At 72.0% G+C, this 16,046-nt stretch carries 11 protein-coding genes; 4 read left to right on the forward strand and 7 right to left on the reverse strand.

Annotated elements, in window-relative coordinates; translation table 11 throughout:
• Positions 1-76 precede the first annotated feature (76 nt).
• From AY578_RS07770 to uvrC, 5 genes are all read right to left on the reverse strand, one after another.
• Positions 77-3,031, reverse strand: coding sequence for a M14 family metallopeptidase (locus tag AY578_RS07770; protein WP_136237721.1), 2,955 nt, complete (start codon positions 3,029-3,031; stop codon positions 77-79).
• Between the two features lie 169 nt (positions 3,032-3,200).
• Positions 3,201-4,190 carry a DNA-binding protein WhiA gene (whiA, locus tag AY578_RS07775; protein ID WP_006135276.1) on the reverse strand — a complete coding sequence of 330 codons (990 nt, stop codon included), beginning with the start codon at positions 4,188-4,190 and terminating at the stop codon, positions 3,201-3,203.
• Positions 4,181-5,248, reverse strand: a complete 1,068-nt coding sequence (locus tag AY578_RS07780; protein ID WP_019525272.1) for a gluconeogenesis factor YvcK family protein — start codon at positions 5,246-5,248, stop codon at positions 4,181-4,183. Before AY578_RS07780 ends, whiA begins: the two co-directional genes overlap by 10 nt.
• Positions 5,245-6,240, reverse strand: a complete 996-nt coding sequence (gene rapZ / locus AY578_RS07785) for an RNase adapter RapZ (protein ID WP_019525273.1) — start codon at positions 6,238-6,240, stop codon at positions 5,245-5,247. The genes AY578_RS07780 and rapZ overlap by 4 nt, the downstream gene beginning before the upstream one ends.
• The gene (uvrC, locus tag AY578_RS07790) at positions 6,237-8,336 is read right to left on the reverse strand and encodes an excinuclease ABC subunit UvrC (RefSeq protein WP_019525274.1); all 2,100 of its coding nucleotides are present in this window, start codon (positions 8,334-8,336) and stop codon (positions 6,237-6,239) included. The genes rapZ and uvrC overlap by 4 nt, the downstream gene beginning before the upstream one ends.
• A gap of 364 nt (positions 8,337-8,700) precedes the next feature.
• On the opposite strand from uvrC, the gene AY578_RS07795 reads away from it, so the two are divergent.
• Together AY578_RS07795 and AY578_RS07800 are read left to right on the forward strand one after the other, a co-directional pair.
• The gene (locus tag AY578_RS07795) at positions 8,701-8,877 is read left to right on the forward strand and encodes a hypothetical protein (protein ID WP_019525275.1); all 177 of its coding nucleotides are present in this window, start codon (positions 8,701-8,703) and stop codon (positions 8,875-8,877) included.
• Positions 8,878-9,142: 265 nt separating this feature from the next.
• Positions 9,143-10,090, forward strand: coding sequence for a hypothetical protein (locus AY578_RS07800; RefSeq protein ID WP_258902200.1), 948 nt, complete (start codon positions 9,143-9,145; stop codon positions 10,088-10,090).
• Positions 10,091-10,112: 22 nt separating this feature from the next.
• Here AY578_RS07800 and AY578_RS07805 read toward each other — a convergent pair whose 3' ends face one another.
• The gene (locus AY578_RS07805; RefSeq protein WP_258902201.1) at positions 10,113-10,535 is read right to left on the reverse strand and encodes a Rieske (2Fe-2S) protein; all 423 of its coding nucleotides are present in this window, start codon (positions 10,533-10,535) and stop codon (positions 10,113-10,115) included.
• Between the two features lie 356 nt (positions 10,536-10,891).
• Here AY578_RS07805 and AY578_RS07810 point away from each other — a divergent pair, with 356 nt between their 5' ends.
• Together AY578_RS07810 and AY578_RS07815 are read left to right on the forward strand one after the other, a co-directional pair.
• Positions 10,892-11,926 carry a LacI family DNA-binding transcriptional regulator gene (locus tag AY578_RS07810; RefSeq protein WP_258902202.1) on the forward strand — a complete coding sequence of 345 codons (1,035 nt, stop codon included), beginning with the start codon at positions 10,892-10,894 and terminating at the stop codon, positions 11,924-11,926.
• Positions 11,923-12,843 carry a carbohydrate kinase family protein gene (locus AY578_RS07815; protein ID WP_028960484.1) on the forward strand — a complete coding sequence of 307 codons (921 nt, stop codon included), beginning with the start codon at positions 11,923-11,925 and terminating at the stop codon, positions 12,841-12,843. The genes AY578_RS07810 and AY578_RS07815 overlap by 4 nt, the downstream gene beginning before the upstream one ends.
• A gap of 63 nt (positions 12,844-12,906) precedes the next feature.
• On the opposite strand, the gene uvrA is transcribed toward AY578_RS07815, so the two are convergent.
• Positions 12,907-15,915, reverse strand: a complete 3,009-nt coding sequence (uvrA, locus tag AY578_RS07820) for an excinuclease ABC subunit UvrA (protein WP_258902203.1) — start codon at positions 15,913-15,915, stop codon at positions 12,907-12,909.
• Positions 15,916-16,046: the final 131 nt, after the last annotated feature.

Here is a 16,046-nt window from a genome sequence, read left to right on the forward strand (position 1 = left end):
GGTACGGACCGCCCCTGGGCGACGGTGTTCGGTCACCCCTTTTCGCCGCGCGTGTCCGCTTTTGCCGGCGCCGGTGTCACCCCCGGACGGCGGCCAGCGCCTTCCTCAGCAGGGCGGCCCGGTCCGCCGCCGAGGTGAGGTGCTCCAGGCCGAAGCCCAGCAGCACGGTGTCCTCGGTGGTGACCGCCGCGAACGTCCGGAACAGCTCCCCGGTGCGGGTCCAGTCCTTCAGCACGGCCGGGCTGCCCGGTGGCGGCCCGGAGGCCCGCCAGGCGCCCAGGGACTCCTCGAAGCCCTCGGTCTCGGTGACCGTTCCGCCCACGACCAGGGAGGCCTCGTCGGCGAGGACGCCCCGGCCGCCGCTGCCCGGGTCGGTCACGTAGGCGACCGACACCTCGGCCGTCCGGCCCGCGTAGGCGCTCAGGTCGAACTCCACCTGCTGCCAGCCGCCGGAGGACCCGGTGAGGGCATTCCACGCGCCGGTGGTGCCGGCGGCGGTGCAGCCGTCCTCGCCGAGCGTCAGATAGTGCTCCAGCCAGGGGTGCCCGGCGATGTAGAACCCGGCCGCGCACTCGGCGGGCACGGTGGCGCGGGTGGCGCCGCCCGCCTCGGGCAGGGTCGTCCAGTCGTCGCCGCCGGCCGTGCGCGCCTCGACGATCACGTTGTCGTACCCCGGCTCGGTGTCCCACAGCAGCCGGGTGCGCAGCGTGGGCCGCTCGGCGGCGGTGACACCGGTGAGGTCGACGGTGCGGGTGAGCCGCTTGTAGCCGTCGTCGGTGTGCACGGCGGCCGCCATGGAGGAGCCCGCGTAGGGCCCGTACGGGTTGACCGTGCCGGTGAACGATCCGGCGCCGGCGCTCCTGAACTGCGGGTACGTCGCCGGCGGCAGTTCGTCGGAGGTGAGGGCGAAGCTGCCGGGCCCGTCGAGCGGGTTCCCGGGCGCGTCGCCGAGCGGTCCGCCGGTGCCCGCGAGGCGTCCGGCGCCTGTGAACGCGGTGGCGCCGGGGGTGGCGGTGCGGGAGTAGGCGCCCAGGTAGTACTGGCTGAAGTCGTCGGACAGGACGCCGTCGCCGAGGTCGACGCTGCCGCCGGCCCGCTCGCCCGCCTCGATCAGCCGGCCGCCCTCGTTGAGGTAGGCCCGCAGCTGGAGCTGGGTGGCGACGCCCGGGACGGCCGCCCCGGTGTGGTGGACGACGGTGCGGAAGTGGCTCAGCACGCCGAGCGCGTCCGGCGCGCCCTTCTCCGCGACGTCCCAGACGGCTGCGCTCCGGCCGTCCGCCCGCAGCGCGTCGAGGTACGCCTTCGTGCCTGTCGCCTTCGCGCCCTCCTCGGACACGACGAGCACGTCCGCGCGGGGCCGCTCGGCCACGGTGTAGGTGAAGGGCTTGCTCGACACCTTCTTGCCGCCGCGTGCCTTGCCGGTGAACCACACCTGGACCCGGTCGCCGGGCCGGGCGTGCCGGACCTCGGCGCGGTACTCGTCGAAGTAGAGGTCGTCCTCGCCGCCGTAGCGCTCGCCGCCCCGCCAGGTCCTGAGGTCCGCGCTGTGCGTGCGGCCGCCGTTCACGCGGTACCGCAGCTCCTTGTCACGGACCGACTTGCGGACGACGACGGAGACCTCCTGGTCCGCACCGCGCGCGTAGGACGTCGTGAACGCGGCCGGGGTGAAGTCCGCGGCCTCCAGGCCGACCGAGGAGGACGGCCGGTCGGGGTGCGCGGCGGTCTCGGCGACGGAGAGCGCGAACGGAACGTTCTTTTCGAACTCCTGCTGGATCAGGGCCTCGTCGTCCGGGAAGGTGAAGATCGAACGGCAGTCGCGGGGCTCCCAGGCGTCGTCGGGGTCGTACGCGGAGGCCGTCTGGCAGGTCGACATCTCCGGGGTGAACATCGCCATGCCGTTGACGTTTGCCGCATGCCCGTCGGCCTCGCCGTTGGTGGTGTACAGCTCGGAGGAGAGCTGCGGGTGGTAGCCGGGGACGGCCGAGTTGTCCGGCGTGCCCGCGAGCGCCTTGTACAGCACGTCGTCGGGGGTCGGCGTGGCCACCTGCCAGCCGACCCCGTAGAGGAGCAGCTCGGCGGCGGAGTGGTAGTTGATGCCGTAGGTGAAGCCGATGCGCTTCTGGAAGGCGTCGATCGCCTTGGTCTCGGGCTCGGAGCCCGGGGAGGCGCCCCGGTAGGTCTGGCTGGAGGGGCTGGGCGAGGAGCCCTCGTCGTCGTAGCCCCACTTGTAGGGGAAGTTCCGGTTGAGGTCGACGCCGTCGCCGGAGCCGATCTGCCCGTCGCCGTTGACGTCCCGCAGGTTCTTGCGCCACAGGCGGTTGGCGTCGTCGGCGAACGTGTAGTCGTAGCCGTCGGGGTTGGCGGAGAGGACGAACCAGAGCTCGGTGGTGTCGACGATCCTCTTGATCCGCTTGTCGGTGCGGTAGCGGTCCACGTAGTGGTGCATCAGCCGGCGCGTCATCTCCGGCGTGATCCACTCACGGGCGTGCTGGTTGGCCATGTAGAGGACGGCCGGCTTGGAGCCGTCCTTCCTGGTGCGGGCCTGCTTGGTGAGCTTCAGGGCCAGGATGTCCTTGCCCTGGATCGTCTTTCCGATGGAGACGACCTTGGTGAGGGAGGGGTTCTCCTGCGCGGTGCGCAGCATCTCCTCCTTGAGGCCGCCCTTGCCGCTGTACGGCCGGAACACGCCCTCCGCGGCGTCCGCCACGCGCTTCTCCGCCCGGGCGGGAAGCGTGTGCTCGGTGAGGTCGACGCCCTGCTTCTCCAGCTTTCGGGCCTGTCCCTCGGTGAGGTACACCTCGACGGCGGCCGTGCCCCGTTCGGGCACCCGTTCGCCGAGTTCGTGACCGTCCTGCCCCGCCGCGAGCAGCAGGGGTACCTGCTGCCGTGTGACGTCGGCGCGGTAGACCTTGACCTCGCCGGGATCACCGGACGAGGGCGGTGCGGGTTGTGCCTGGGCGACAGGTGCGAAGCCGGCTCCGCCGAGCAGGAGCGTGCCGACAGCGAGGATCGATCTCGCTCTTCGTCTCATGAGCCCCCCTGAAAGAGGTCCGCCACGGCAGCGAACAGATGCCAGGCTCATGACACAACATGATCGAGTCAAGGGTGCCGCCCCGACACACGGAACCGGCGCCGGTCACCCAACTGGGCGGCGGCGCCGGTTCTCTGATCAGACGTCAGAAGCCGGTCACGCGTCGGGGTCAGACGCCGATCTTGTCGTCCAGTTCCTCGCTGAGGTTGGCCTCCGTGCCCGGGATGCCGAGGTCCTGGGCGCGCTTGTCGGCCATGGCCAGCAGTCGGCGGATGCGCCCGGCCACCGCGTCCTTGGTGAGCGGCGGGTCGGCGAGCGCGCCCAGCTCCTCCAGGGAGGCCTGCTTGTGCTCCATGCGCAGCCGGCCGGCCGCGGCGAGGTGCTCGGGGACGTCGTCGCCGAGGATCTCCAGCGCGCGCTGCACCCGGGCGCCGGCCGCGACGGCGGCGCGGGCGGAGCGGCGCAGGTTGGCGTCGTCGAAGTTGGCCAGCCGGTTCGCCGTGGCGCGCACCTCGCGGCGCATCCGGCGCTCCTCCCAGGCCAGCACGGACTCGTGCGCGCCGAGCCGGGTGAGCAGCGCGCCGATCGCGTCGCCGTCCCGGACGACCACGCGGTCCACGCCGCGCACCTCGCGCGCCTTGGCGGCGATGTGCAGCCGGCGGGCGGCGCCGACCAGGGCGAGCGCGGCCTCGGGACCGGGGCAGGTCACCTCCAGGGAGGAGGAGCGGCCGGGCTCGGTGAGGGAGCCGTGCGCGAGGAAGGCGCCCCGCCAGGCGGCCTCGGCGTCGCAGGTGGCCCCCGAGACCACCTGCGGGGGCAGGCCGCGGATCGGGCGGCCCCGGCCGTCGACCAGGCCGGTCTGCCGGGCGAGCTGGTCACCGCCCGCGACGACGCGCACCACGTAGCGCGAGCCGCGACGCAGTCCGCCCGGCGCCATCACGATCAGCTCGGAGCTGTGGCCGAAGATCTCCAGGATGTCCCGCTTGAGCCGCCGGGCGGCCATGGCGGTGTCCAGCTCCGCCTCGATCACGATGCGCCCGCTGACCAGGTGGAGGCCGCCGGCGAACCGCAGAATGGCGGAGACCTCCGCCTTCCTGCAGCAGGTACGGGTGACGGGGAGCCGGCTGATCTCGTCCTTCACCGCTGCCGTCATCGCCATGGGCCGATCCTTCCATGCATCCGAAAAATACGGTCGTACGCGGCGGCCAACAGCTCCGGGTCGTGCCGGGGGCTTCCGTCGGGCCGGGCCACGGGGGCCAGCTCGACCGCGGCGCCGAGCCGCTTGGCGGCATCGGTCAGCAAGTCGCGGTCGGGCACGGCGGCCTCGTCGGCCAGCACCACGTCCAGGGCGAGTTTAGGGGCGTGTCGCCCCAAAACCTCCAAATGACGCTGCGGGGAGAAGCCCTCGGTTTCTCCGGGCTGCGGGGCGAGGTTCAGCGAGAGTACCCGCCGGGCCTTCGTCTCGACGAGGGCGTCCAGCAGTTCCGGGACCAGCAGGTGCGGGATCACCGAGGAGAACCAGGAGCCGGGTCCCAGCACCACCCAGTCGGCGTCCAGCACCGCCGCGACCGCCTCGGGCACGGCCGGCGGGTCGTTCGGCACGAGGTGCACGGACTGCACCTCGCCGGGGGTGAGCGCGACGGTGGCCTGGCCGCGCACGGTGTCCGTGTCGTCGGGACGCTCCGGGTCGTGGCCCTTGACCAGCGCCTGGAGCTCCAGCGGCACCGCCGACATGGGCAGTACCCGGCCGTGCGCGCCGAGCAGCCGCCCTACCAGGTCCAGCGCCTTGACGTGGTCGCCGAGCTGCTCCCACAGGGCGACGATCAGCAGGTTGCCGACCGCGTGCTCGTGCAGGTCGCCCTTGGACTGGAAGCGGTGCTGGATGACGCGCGCCCAGGTCTGGCCCCACTCGTCGTCCCCGCACAGCGCCGCCAGCGCTTTGCGCAGGTCACCCGGGGGCAGCACACCCAGTTCGTCACGCAGCCGGCCGCTGGAGCCGCCGTCGTCGGCGACGGTGACCACGGCCGTGAGGTCGCCGGTGATCCGGCGCAGGGCGGCGAGCGACGCGGACAGGCCCATGCCGCCGCCGAGGGCGACGACCTTGGGCTGGGCGCCCCGGCGGCGCGGGCGCGCGCCGCGCGTCTCGGCCGGCCGGCCGGCGCGGCCCTCGGGGACCGCCCTGCGCAGCCGGCTCAGCCGCGGAGTACGTCGTGTCATTCCCGTCCCATGTCCCGGTGGACGACCACCGTCTCCACGCCCTCCGCGGCGAGCCGGGCGGCGAGCTTCTCCGACATGGCGACCGAGCGGTGCTTGCCGCCCGTACAGCCGACCGCGATGGTCACGTAGCGCTTGCCTTCACGGCGGTAGCCCGCGGCGACCAGGCGCAGCAGCTCGGCGTACCGGTCGAGGAACTCCTTGGCGCCGGGCTGGTTGAAGACGTACGACGCCACCTCCTCGTTGAGGCCGGTGAAGGGGCGCAGCTCCGGGATCCAGTGCGGGTTGGGCAGGAACCGCATGTCCACGACCAGGTCGGCGTCGACCGGGAGGCCGTACTTGAAGCCGAAGGACATTACGGTGGCCCGCAGCTCGGGCTCCTCCTCGCCGGCGAACTGCGCGTGCATCTTCGCGCGCAGCTCGTGCACGTTGAGCCCGGAGGTGTCGATCACCAGGTCGGCGTCGCCGCGCAGCTCGCGCAGCAGCTCCCGCTCGGCGGCGATGCCGTCGACGATCCGGCCGTCGCCCTGGAGCGGGTGCGGACGGCGCACCGACTCGAAGCGGCGCACGAGGGCGTCGTCGGAGGACTCCAGGAAGACCGTGCGACGGGTGACCCCGCGCGCGTCGAGGTCGGCGAGGGACTCGCGCAGGTTGTCGAAGAAGCGCCGGCCGCGGACGTCGACGACGACCGCGATCCGCGCCACGTTCCCCTGGGAGCGCGCGCCGAGCTCCACCATGGTGGGGATCAGCGCGGGCGGCAGGTTGTCGACGACGAACCAGCCGAGGTCCTCCAGGCACTTCGCGGCCGTCGACCTGCCCGCCCCGGACATCCCGGAGATGATCACCAGCTCGGGGATGCCCGCCTCGGGCACCCCGCCGTTGTCCTTGCCCGTCTTCACCTGTGCTCCGTTGTCCTGCCGGACGCCGGCGCGGGCCGTGGCCCCGCCCGCCTGCTGTGCCGCCCGGTCGCCGGGCCCTGTCTCGTGCTCGGTCATCGCTCCTGCCCCCGTCGTTCGTCCGGGGCGCCCGTGGACACGGGCTCCCCCGGAGAACCCGTCTGCTGCCCGGGTTCTTCCGTGTCATCCATGATCTCGCCCGTCGCCGTGTTCACGGCGGGACCGCCGGGTGCGGCCTGGGCGAGAGCCGCGACGATCGTCTCGGCCGTCTTGCGGCCTATGCCGGGAACGTCACAGATCTGCTCGATTGTCGCCGACCGCAGCCTCTTCAACGAACCGAAGTGCTTGATCAGCGCCCGCTTCCGGGTCTCGCCGAGGCCGGGGACGTCGTCCAGGGGGCTGGAGCGGAAGCGCTTGGCGCGCTTGGCACGCTGATAGGTGATCGCGAAGCGGTGGGCCTCGTCCCGGATGCGCTGCAGCAGGTACAGGCCCTCACTCGTACGGGGCAGCACCACCGGGTCGTCCTCGCCGGGCAGCCAGACCTCCTCCAGCCGCTTGGCGAGGCCGCACACCGCGATGTCGTCGATGCCCAGCTCGTCCAGCGCCCGCTGGGCCGCCGCGACCTGCGGCGCGCCGCCGTCCACCACGACGAGCTGCGGCGGGTACGCGAACCGCTTGGGACGCCCGTCCTCCTCGGTGAGGGTGCTCGCCGGCGGCTCGGCGAGACCCGCGGCGGCCGTTTCGGGGTCGGCGGTCGCACCGGGCTCGTCGCCGTCGGTCCACTCCCCCGTGCGCTCCTTCTCCGCGAGGTAGCGGCGGAAGCGGCGGGTGATCACCTCGTGCATGGACCGCACGTCGTCCTGACCGGCGAAGCCCTTGATCTGGAAGCGGCGGTACTCGCTCTTGCGGGCCAGCCCGTCCTCGAAGACGACCATGGACGCCACCACGTCGTCACCCTGGAGGTGCGAGATGTCGTAGCACTCGATCCGCAGCGGGGCGCTGTCCAGGCCCAGGGCGTCGCTGATCTCCTCCAGCGCGCGCGAGCGCGTGGTGAGGTCGGAGGCGCGCTTGGTCTTGTGCAGCACGAGCGCCTGCTGCGCGTTCCGCTGCACCGTCTCCATCAGCGCCTTCTTGTCCCCGCGCTGCGGGATGCGCAGCGAGACGTTCGAACCGCGCCGGCCGGTCAGCCACTCCTGCACCGGCTCCACCGGGTCCGGCAGGGCGGGGACCAGCACCTCACGCGGGACGGCGTCGCCGGTCTCCTCGCCGTAGAGCTGCTGCAGGGCGTGCTCGACCAGGGCGCCGGTGGTGATCTCCTCGACCTTGTCCGTGACCCAGCCGCGCTGGCCGCGCACGCGCCCGCCGCGCACGTGGAAGATCTGGACGGCCGCCTCCAGCTCGTCCTCGGCGACCGCGATCAGGTCGGCGTCGGTGGCGTCCGCCAGCACCACCGCGTTCTTCTCCATGGCCTTCTTCAGCGCGCCGATGTCGTCGCGCAGGCGGGCGGCCCGCTCGTACTCCATCGCCTCGGCCGCCTCCGCCATCTGCTTCTCCAGACGGCGCAGATAGGTGCCGGTGCGGCCGGCCATGAAGTCGCAGAACTCCTCGGCCAGCTCCCGGTGGTCCTCGGCGGAGATCCGCCCCACGCAGGGCGCCGAGCACTTGCCGATGTACCCGAGCAGACAGGGGCGGCCGGTCCGGGCGGCGTTCTTGAACACGCCCGCCGAGCACGTGCGCACCGGGAAGACGCGCAGCATCAGGTCCACGGTGTCGCGGATCGCCCACGCGTGCGCGTACGGGCCGAAGTAGCGCACGCCCTTCTTCTTGTGACCGCGCATCACCTGCACGCGCGGGTACTCCTCGTTCATCGTCACCGCGAGGTACGGGTAGCTCTTGTCGTCGCGGTACTTGACGTTGAACCGGGGGTCGAACTCCTTGATCCAGGAGTACTCCAGCTGCAGCGCCTCGACCTCGGTCGAGACCACGGTCCACTCCACGGACGCGGCGGTGGTCACCATCGACCGGGTGCGCGGGTGCAGTCCGGCCAGGTCCTGGAAGTAATTCGCCAGGCGCTGGCGCAGGCTCTTCGCCTTCCCGACGTAGATCACCCGGCCGTGCTCGTCACGGAACCGGTAGACCCCCGGCGAGTCGGGGATCTCACCCGGTCTGGGGCGGTAGCTGGAGGGGTCGGCCATGTAACACACCCTACTGGCGGACACCGACATGACGGCGGGGGTGTGGACGGCGGGGGCGGGGTCGGCGGTGGCTCCGGAGACCTGTGGGAGGGGATGGCCGCGGAGAGTGCGGGAGAGGCCGCTCAGGGGGTCCGGCATGCGGTCGCGTGGAGTCCACGATGCGGTTCCGCCGGGCCGATGCGAGCCGGATGGGTTACGGCGGCCGGTTAGCGGGAATGTGGGGGGTCCGTGCCTCGGGCGATCACCGGGGCCGGCGGACGGGCCGCAGCGGCGGTCCGCCCGGCGGTCCGCACCGGCGCTCCTGCCGGTGGTCCGAGGCGGTCGTGACGGCGGTCACCCAGGTGGCCGCGAGTCGGGAGGTCGTATGCGCCAGATGCGGATCGAGAAAACACGACGGCCGGCCCGGTACCGGCGGTACACGGACGAGACTGCCGCCTTCCCCGAGTCCCTCGACCCGCGCGACCCCGACATCGTGCGCGCCAAGCGCCTCGCCGCCACGGATGCGCGGCTTCGCGGCGGGGGCCGTACCGAGAGGGCCTGATCCCGGACGAAGACGTACACACCCGCGTACACACCTCAGGGGGCCGTACCGGCCGCACGGCCGGTACGGCCCCCTCGCCGTGCCGCTCTTGCCGCCAGACGGTTGTCGGGACTTGGTCAACACGCTTCAATGCGGGGGAACTCGGGGCGCTGAACGACGGCGTACGCATGTGAAGACCGCGCCGTGCCGACGGGGGCGGGCCCCCGGGGATGCTCCGTGCGAACGGTCTGACCAGCCGTTGTGACATTCACAGAAAGGCCCCTGCATGCCGCACGCCACACAGCACGCGGACGTCGTGACCGCAGAACTGGACTCGGCCCTGCGCGGCGGCCCGTTCCACGTCGCCCTGCGCGCCGCGATCGCCGCGCGGGGACTGCCGTTGCAGCGGGTGCAGCACCACCTGTCGCGCCACGGCGTGAAGGTGGGCGTCACCAGCCTGAGCTACTGGCAGCAGGGCGCCCGCCGCCCGCAGCGCCCGGAGTCGCTGCGCGCCGTGCGGGCGCTGGAGGAGATACTGCAGCTGCCGGAGGAGTCGCTGATCCGTCTGCTCGCCGAGACGGACGACCGGGCCGGCGACCGCCGCTCCGCCGGCCGCGCCTACCGCTCCCTCGTCGAGGCCTCGGGCGTCCTGGACAAGCTCCTCGCCGAGTTCGGCGCCCCGCGCGACGGCGGGCTGCACACCCTCGGCCACCACGAGCGCGTCCGCATCGGCAACCGCCGCGAGCTGGCGGAACGCGAGTCGCACCACATCGTGCGCGCCCACCGCGACGGCATCGACCGCTATGTCGCCGTCCACCACGGCGACCCGGGCGCCGACCCCGAGCGCATGCGCGTCCGCGCCCTGGAGAACTGCCGCATCGGCCGCGTACGCCGGCACCACGACACCGGCGTCCTCGCCGCCGAGCTGCTTTTCGACATCCGGCTGCGCGCCGGCGACACCTTCCTCTTCCGGTACACCGTGGAGGACGGCACGGCCGGCGTCTGCCGCGAGTACGTACGGGGCGCCGACTCCCCCGGCGGCCAGTACGCACTCCAGGTCTGCTTCGACTCCTCCGCGCTCCCGGTGCGCTGCCACCGCTTCACCCAGCACTCGGCCGCCGCCCCGCGCGGGGGACGCCAGGAGCTGCGCCTCAGCGCGCTGCACCGCTCGGTGCACCTGGTGGAACCGCGCCTGCGGGCGGGGTACGTGGGGATCGCCTGGGACTGGGGGTGATCCGGGGCCCCCACGTGTGTGGTCAGTCCTGAGGCCTGGCGACCAGGGTGCCGTTCTTCACCTCGACGGCCAGCGGCTTCAGGGGCGCCACGGCCGGCTCCCGCAGCACCTTGCCGGTGCCGGCGTCGAACTCGCTGCCGTGACACGGACACACCAGCCTGGTCCCGTCCAGCTTGTTGATGGGGCACCCCGCGTGCGTGCACACCGTGCTGTACGCGGTGAAGGAGCCATCCTCGCCCCGGCTGACGACCACGTTGTGATCCCGGTACAGCTTCGCGCCGCCCGCGGGCACCTCGTTCTCCGGGCCCAGCTCGACGGGCTCGGACAGCGGCGCGGCCCTGTCGTCACCGCCCGCGCGGCAGGCCGTGAGGCCCAATCCCGCGACGGGCGTGAGGGCCGCGCCTCGCAGGACGGTACGGCGGGTCGCGGCGGGTCGGGCGGACATGCGGGCTCCCACGGGTGGTGCGCGGTGGACGGGTGTTCACCGGGACGATATCGGGGGTGGTGGGGACGGGGTGCGGGTGGGTGGGGTGGGGCCGGGGTGCGGGTGAGTGGGGTGGGGCCGGGGCTGTGGGGGGTGGGCGCAAACGCTTGCGTAAGCGTTCGCGTAAGCGCTCGTGTAAGCGTTCGCCCAGGTCCTGGCGTAAACGTTCGCGTAACCGCTTACGCAATCGCTGACGTAAGCACTGACGTAAACGCTGTCGTAAACGCTTACGCAAGCGTTTACGACCCCCACTCCCATGCGATACGGTCCCCACCCGAGCACCGCTCAGGCCCCCGCACGAAGGAGAACGGACAACGATGGCCACCATGGCGGATGTGGCGCGCAGCGCCGGAGTCTCCATCGCGACCGTCTCGCACGTGCTGAACGGCACCCGCCCCGTCCTCCCCCACACCCGCCAGGCCGTCCTGGATGCCGTGGAGGAGCTCGGCTACACCCCCAACACCCTGGCCCGCTCGCTGGTCACGGCCCGCACCCGGTCGATCGGGCTCGCGGTGTCGGCGATCAGCAACCCGTACTTCACAGAGATCCTCCAGGGCGTGGAGGCGGCCGCCCTGGAGTGCGGCTACAGCCTGCTCATCGCCGATCCGCACGACGACCCGGCGCACGAGCGGAAGGTCGTCCAGCTGCTCCACGAGCGCCGGGTGGAGGGCATGATCGTGGCGCCCTCCCCCGAGCCCGGCGAGCTGCTGGCCTACCTGAAGCGGCACGAGGTACCGGCCGTGTTCCTGGACCGCCTGGTGGGCTCGCCCGCAGACGACGACCGGCCCCTCTTCGACCAGGTCTGCGCCGAGAGCACCGAGCCGACCGCCGGCCTGGTCACCCATCTCGCCGGTCTGGGCCACCGCCGCATCGGCCTGGTGGCCGGTCTGCCCGGGCTCAGCACGACCACGGAGCGGATCACGGGTTACCGGCACGGGCTGGCGGCGGCGGGACTGCCGTACGACGAGCGGATCCTGGTGCACGGCGACTCGAAGGCCGCGGGGGCCGAGCGCGCCACGGCCGAACTGCTGCGGCTCGGGTCGCGCCCCACCGCGCTGGTCACCGCCAACAACGCCATGACCATCGGCGCCCTGCGCGCTCTGCGGGCCCACGGTCTGTCCGTGCCGGGGGACATCGCCCTGTGCTGCTTCGACGACTTCGCCTGGGCGGACCTGTTCTCGCCCCGTCTCACCGCCGTGTCCCAGCCGAGCCGGGACATCGGCGCGCGGGCCGTGCAGATGCTGCTGGACCGTATCGCCGACCCCGGCCGGCCGACCCGTACCGAACGCCTCCCGTGCACCTTCGTGCACCGCACCTCCTGCGGCTGCCCGGAAGAAAGGAACCCCTCGTGATCGTCGTTGCCGGTGAGGCACTGATCGACCTGGTACCGCAGGGGGCGGGTGCGCTCGCCGCGCTGACGCCCGCGCTGGGCGGCGGTCCCTTCAACACGGCAGTGGCGCTGGGCCGCCTCGGCTCCCCCACCGCGTTCTGCTCGCGGGTGTCGCGGGACGCCTTCGGGGAGGCGCTGCTGGACCGGCTGCGGGACACGGGCGTGGACGTGGCGTCGGTGCAGCGCGGTGACGAGCCGACGACGCTCGCCGTCGCCACGGTCGGCGCGGACGGTTCGGCGGCCTACTCGTTCTACGTGGAGGGCACGGCGGACCGGCTGTTCGGCATGCCGGAGGCGTTGCCCGCCGGCACCCGGGCGGTGTCGTTCGGGACCTGCTCCCTCGTGCTGGAGCCTGGTGCGAGCGCGTACGAGGCGCTGATGCGTGAGGCGTCGGCGCGGGGTGTGTTCACGGCGCTCGACCCGAACATCCGGGCGGGGCTGATCGCGGACGCCGACGCCTACCGGGCCCGGTTCAGGAGCTGGCTGCCGTCGGTGTCGCTGCTGAAGCTGTCCGCGGAGGACGCCGAGTGGCTCGGCGGGTCCCCGCGGGAGTGGCTGGCGGCGGGTCCCGCGGCGGTGGTGGTGACCCGGGGCGGGGACGGGCTGACGGCGTACACCCGTGACGGCGCCGAGTACGCGGTGCCGGGCGAGCGGGTCGACGTGGTGGACACCATCGGCGCGGGCGACACGGTGAACGCGGCGCTGCTGCACGGGCTGTCCGAGCGGGACGCGCTGAGCGGCGAGGGCGTGGCCGCGCTCGGCGCCGAGGGCTGGGAGAGCCTGCTGAGGTTCGCGGCGCGCGCGGCGGCGGTCACTTGTTCCCGCGCCGGTGCGGAGCCTCCGTACGCCCATGAGCTGGAGGAGTGGAAGACCGTCTGACGCACGTGTGCCGTGCCATGGAGGACAAGCCTCGGTGGCACGGCACAGGTGCGGGCGGGCCGGTCAGGCCTTGGTGCCGCGTGTCGTCTTCTTCGCGGCGGTCTTCCCGGCCGTCTTCTTGGCGGTGCTGCCGACCGTCTTGGTCGTGGTCTTCTTCGCCGTCGACCGGGCGGCGACCGTCTTCTTCGCCGTCTTGCGCGGGGCGCGGACCTGCTGGGCGTCGCTGACCCGCTCCGCGCCCAGGATCTCCCGCAGGAACTTGCCGGTGTGGCTGGCCGGTACGCCGGCGACCTGCTCGGGCGTGCCTTCCGCGACGACGAGGCCACCGCCGGCGCCGCCCTCGGGGCCCATGTCGACGACCCAGTCGGCCGTCTTGATGACATCGAGGTTGTGCTCGATGACGATCACGGTGTTGCCCTTGTCGACCAGACCGGACAGGACGGTCAGCAGCTTGCTGATGTCCTCGAAGTGCAGGCCGGTCGTCGGCTCGTCGAGGACGTAGACCGTGCGGCCGGTGGAGCGCTTCTGCAGTTCGCTGGCGAGCTTGACGCGCTGCGCCTCGCCGCCGGACAGGGTGGTCGCGGACTGGCCGAGCCGGACGTAGCCGAGGCCGACGTCGTTGAGCGTCCGCAGGTGGCGGGAGATCGCCGGGACCGCCTCGAAGAAGTGCATGGCCTCTTCGATCGGCATGTTCAGCACGTCGGCGATGGACTTGCCCTTGTAGTGGACCTCCAGCGTCTCCCGGTTGTAGCGGGCGCCGTGGCAGACCTCGCAGGGGACGTAGACGTCCGGCAGGAAGTTCATCTCGATCTTGATCGTGCCGTCGCCCGAGCAGTTCTCGCAGCGGCCGCCCTTGACGTTGAAGGAGAAGCGGCCCGGCATGTAGCCGCGGACCTTCGCCTCCGTCGTCTCCGCGAACAGCTTGCGGATGTGGTCGAACACGCCCGTGTACGTCGCCGGGTTGGACCGCGGGGTGCGGCCGATGGGCGACTGGTCGACGTGCACGACCTTGTCGACGAGGTCGTCGCCGTCGACGCGCGTGTGCCGGCCCGGGACGCCGCGCGCGCCGTTGAGCTCGCGGGCGAGGTGCGTGTACAGGATGTCGTTGACCAGCGTGGACTTGCCGGAGCCTGACACACCGGTGACCGCGGTGAACACACCCAGCGGGAAGGACACGTCGATGTCCCGCAGGTTGTTCTCCCGGGCGCCGCGCACCGTGATGCGGCGCGACGGGTCGTGGGGGCGCCGGATGTCGGGGAGCGGGATCGCCTTCTTGCCCGACAGGTACTGGCCGGTCTGCGACTCGGTGTTGGCGAGCAGTTCCTTGAGGGAGCCGCTGTGCACGACCTTGCCGCCGTGCTCGCCGGCGCCGGGGCCGATGTCGACGATCCAGTCGGCGACCTTGATGGTGTCCTCGTCGTGCTCCACGACGATGAGCGTGTTGCCCATGTCGCGCAGCCGGACGAGGGTCTCGATCAGCCGGTGGTTGTCGCGCTGGTGCAGGCCGATGGACGGCTCGTCGAGCACGTAGAGCACGCCGACGAGGCCGCTGCCGATCTGGGTGGCCAGGCGGATGCGCTGGGCCTCGCCGCCGGAGAGGGTGCCGGCCGCGCGGTTCAGCGAGAGGTAGTCCAGGCCGACGTCGACCAGGAAGCGCAGCCGCTCGTTGACCTCCTTGAGGACGCGCTCGGCGATCTTCTTGTCGCGGGCGGTCAGCTTCAGCTCGCCCAGGAAGTCCGCGCAGTCGCTGATGGACATCGCGGAGACCTCGGCGATGGACTTGCCCATGACCGTGACGGCGAGGACGACCGGCTTGAGGCGCGTGCCCTCGCAGGAGGGGCAGGGCACCTCGCGCATGTAGCCCTCGAAGCGCTCACGGCTGGCGTCGCTCTCGGCCTCGCTGTGCCGCCGCTTGACGAACGGCACCGCGCCCTCGAAGGCCGTGGTGTAGCGCCGCTCGCGGCCGTAGCGGTTGCGGTAGCGGACCTCGACCTGGGTCTTGTGGCCGTACAGCAGGGCCTTCTTGGCGCGCTGCGGCAGCCCCGCCCACGGGATGTCCGTACGGAAGCCCAGCGCGTCCGCGAGGGCGCCGATCAAGCGGTCGAAGTAGTCCTTGGTGTGGCCGTGGGACCACGGGTGGATGGCGCCCTCGTCGAGGCTCTTGTCCGGGTCGGGGACGATCAGCTCGGGGTCGACCTCCATGCGCGTGCCGATGCCGGTGCACTCGGGGCAGGCGCCGAAGGGCGAGTTGAAGGAGAACGAGCGGGGCTCCAGCTCCTCGAACGACAGGTCGTCGTACGGGCAGTAGAGATGCTCGGAGTACATGCGCTCGCGCTCGGGGTCGTCCTCGGGGAGGTCGACGAAGTCGAGCACGACCATGCCGCCGGACAGCCCGAGGGCGGTCTCCACGGAGTCGGTGAGACGGCGCTTGGCGGAGTCCTTCACCGTGAGCCGGTCGACGACCACCTCGATGGTGTGCTTCTCCTGCTTCTTCAGCGTCGGCGGGTTCGACAGCTGGACGGTCTCGCCGTCCACCCGCGCGCGGGAGTAGCCCTTGGTCTGGAGGTCGGAGAAGAGGTCGACGAACTCGCCCTTGCGCTCGCGCACCAGGGGGGAGAGCACCTGGAAGCGGCTGCCCTCGGGCAGTTCCAGGACCTTGTCGACGATGGCCTGCGGCGACTGGCGGGAGATCGGCCGGCCGCACTCGGGACAGTGGGGCTTGCCGATGCGCGCGAAGAGCAGGCGCAGGTAGTCGTAGACCTCGGTGATGGTGCCGACCGTGGAGCGCGGGTTGCGCGAGGTGGACTTCTGGTCGATGGAGACCGCCGGGGACAGTCCCTCGATGAAGTCGACGTCCGGCTTGTCCATCTGGCCGAGGAACTGCCGGGCGTAGGAGGAGAGCGACTCGACGTAGCGCCGCTGCCCCTCGGCGAAGATGGTGTCGAAGGCCAGCGAGGACTTGCCCGACCCCGACAGGCCCGTGAACACGATGAGCGAGTCGCGCGGGAGGTCGAGCGAGACGTTCTTGAGGTTGTGCTCGCGCGCTCCACGGACGATGAGACGGTCGGCCACGCCGGTCCGCACCTTTCTTGAGGGTAGTGACAGGGGCGGGGCCCCCGTCTTTCTCAGACTAGGGGGAGCCACTGACAACGCCGGTTCGGATTCACGGATAGTCAACAAACCCCGGCTCTCCAGCATGCCCG

The organism is Streptomyces thermocarboxydus, from assembly GCF_024760485.1.
GTDB lineage: Bacteria > Actinomycetota > Actinomycetes > Streptomycetales > Streptomycetaceae > Streptomyces > Streptomyces cellulosae.

What these genes read in the sequence shown, in the direction of transcription:
- AY578_RS07770 (WP_136237721.1), bottom strand. Translation starts at nt 3,031, where the DNA reads ATGAGACGAAGAGCGAGATCGATCCTCGCTGTCGGCACGCTCCTGCTC.
- whiA (WP_006135276.1), bottom strand. Translation starts at nt 4,190, where the DNA reads ATGGCGATGACGGCAGCGGTGAAGGACGAGATCAGCCGGCTCCCCGTC.
- AY578_RS07780 (WP_019525272.1), bottom strand. Translation starts at nt 5,248, where the DNA reads ATGACACGACGTACTCCGCGGCTGAGCCGGCTGCGCAGGGCGGTCCCC.
- rapZ (WP_019525273.1), bottom strand. Translation starts at nt 6,240, where the DNA reads ATGACCGAGCACGAGACAGGGCCCGGCGACCGGGCGGCACAGCAGGCG.
- uvrC (WP_019525274.1), bottom strand. Translation starts at nt 8,336, where the DNA reads ATGGCCGACCCCTCCAGCTACCGCCCCAGACCGGGTGAGATCCCCGAC.
- AY578_RS07795 (WP_019525275.1), top strand. Translation starts at nt 8,701, where the DNA reads ATGCGCCAGATGCGGATCGAGAAAACACGACGGCCGGCCCGGTACCGG.
- AY578_RS07800 (WP_258902200.1), top strand. Translation starts at nt 9,143, where the DNA reads ATGCCGCACGCCACACAGCACGCGGACGTCGTGACCGCAGAACTGGAC.
- AY578_RS07805 (WP_258902201.1), bottom strand. Translation starts at nt 10,535, where the DNA reads ATGTCCGCCCGACCCGCCGCGACCCGCCGTACCGTCCTGCGAGGCGCG.
- AY578_RS07810 (WP_258902202.1), top strand. Translation starts at nt 10,892, where the DNA reads ATGGCCACCATGGCGGATGTGGCGCGCAGCGCCGGAGTCTCCATCGCG.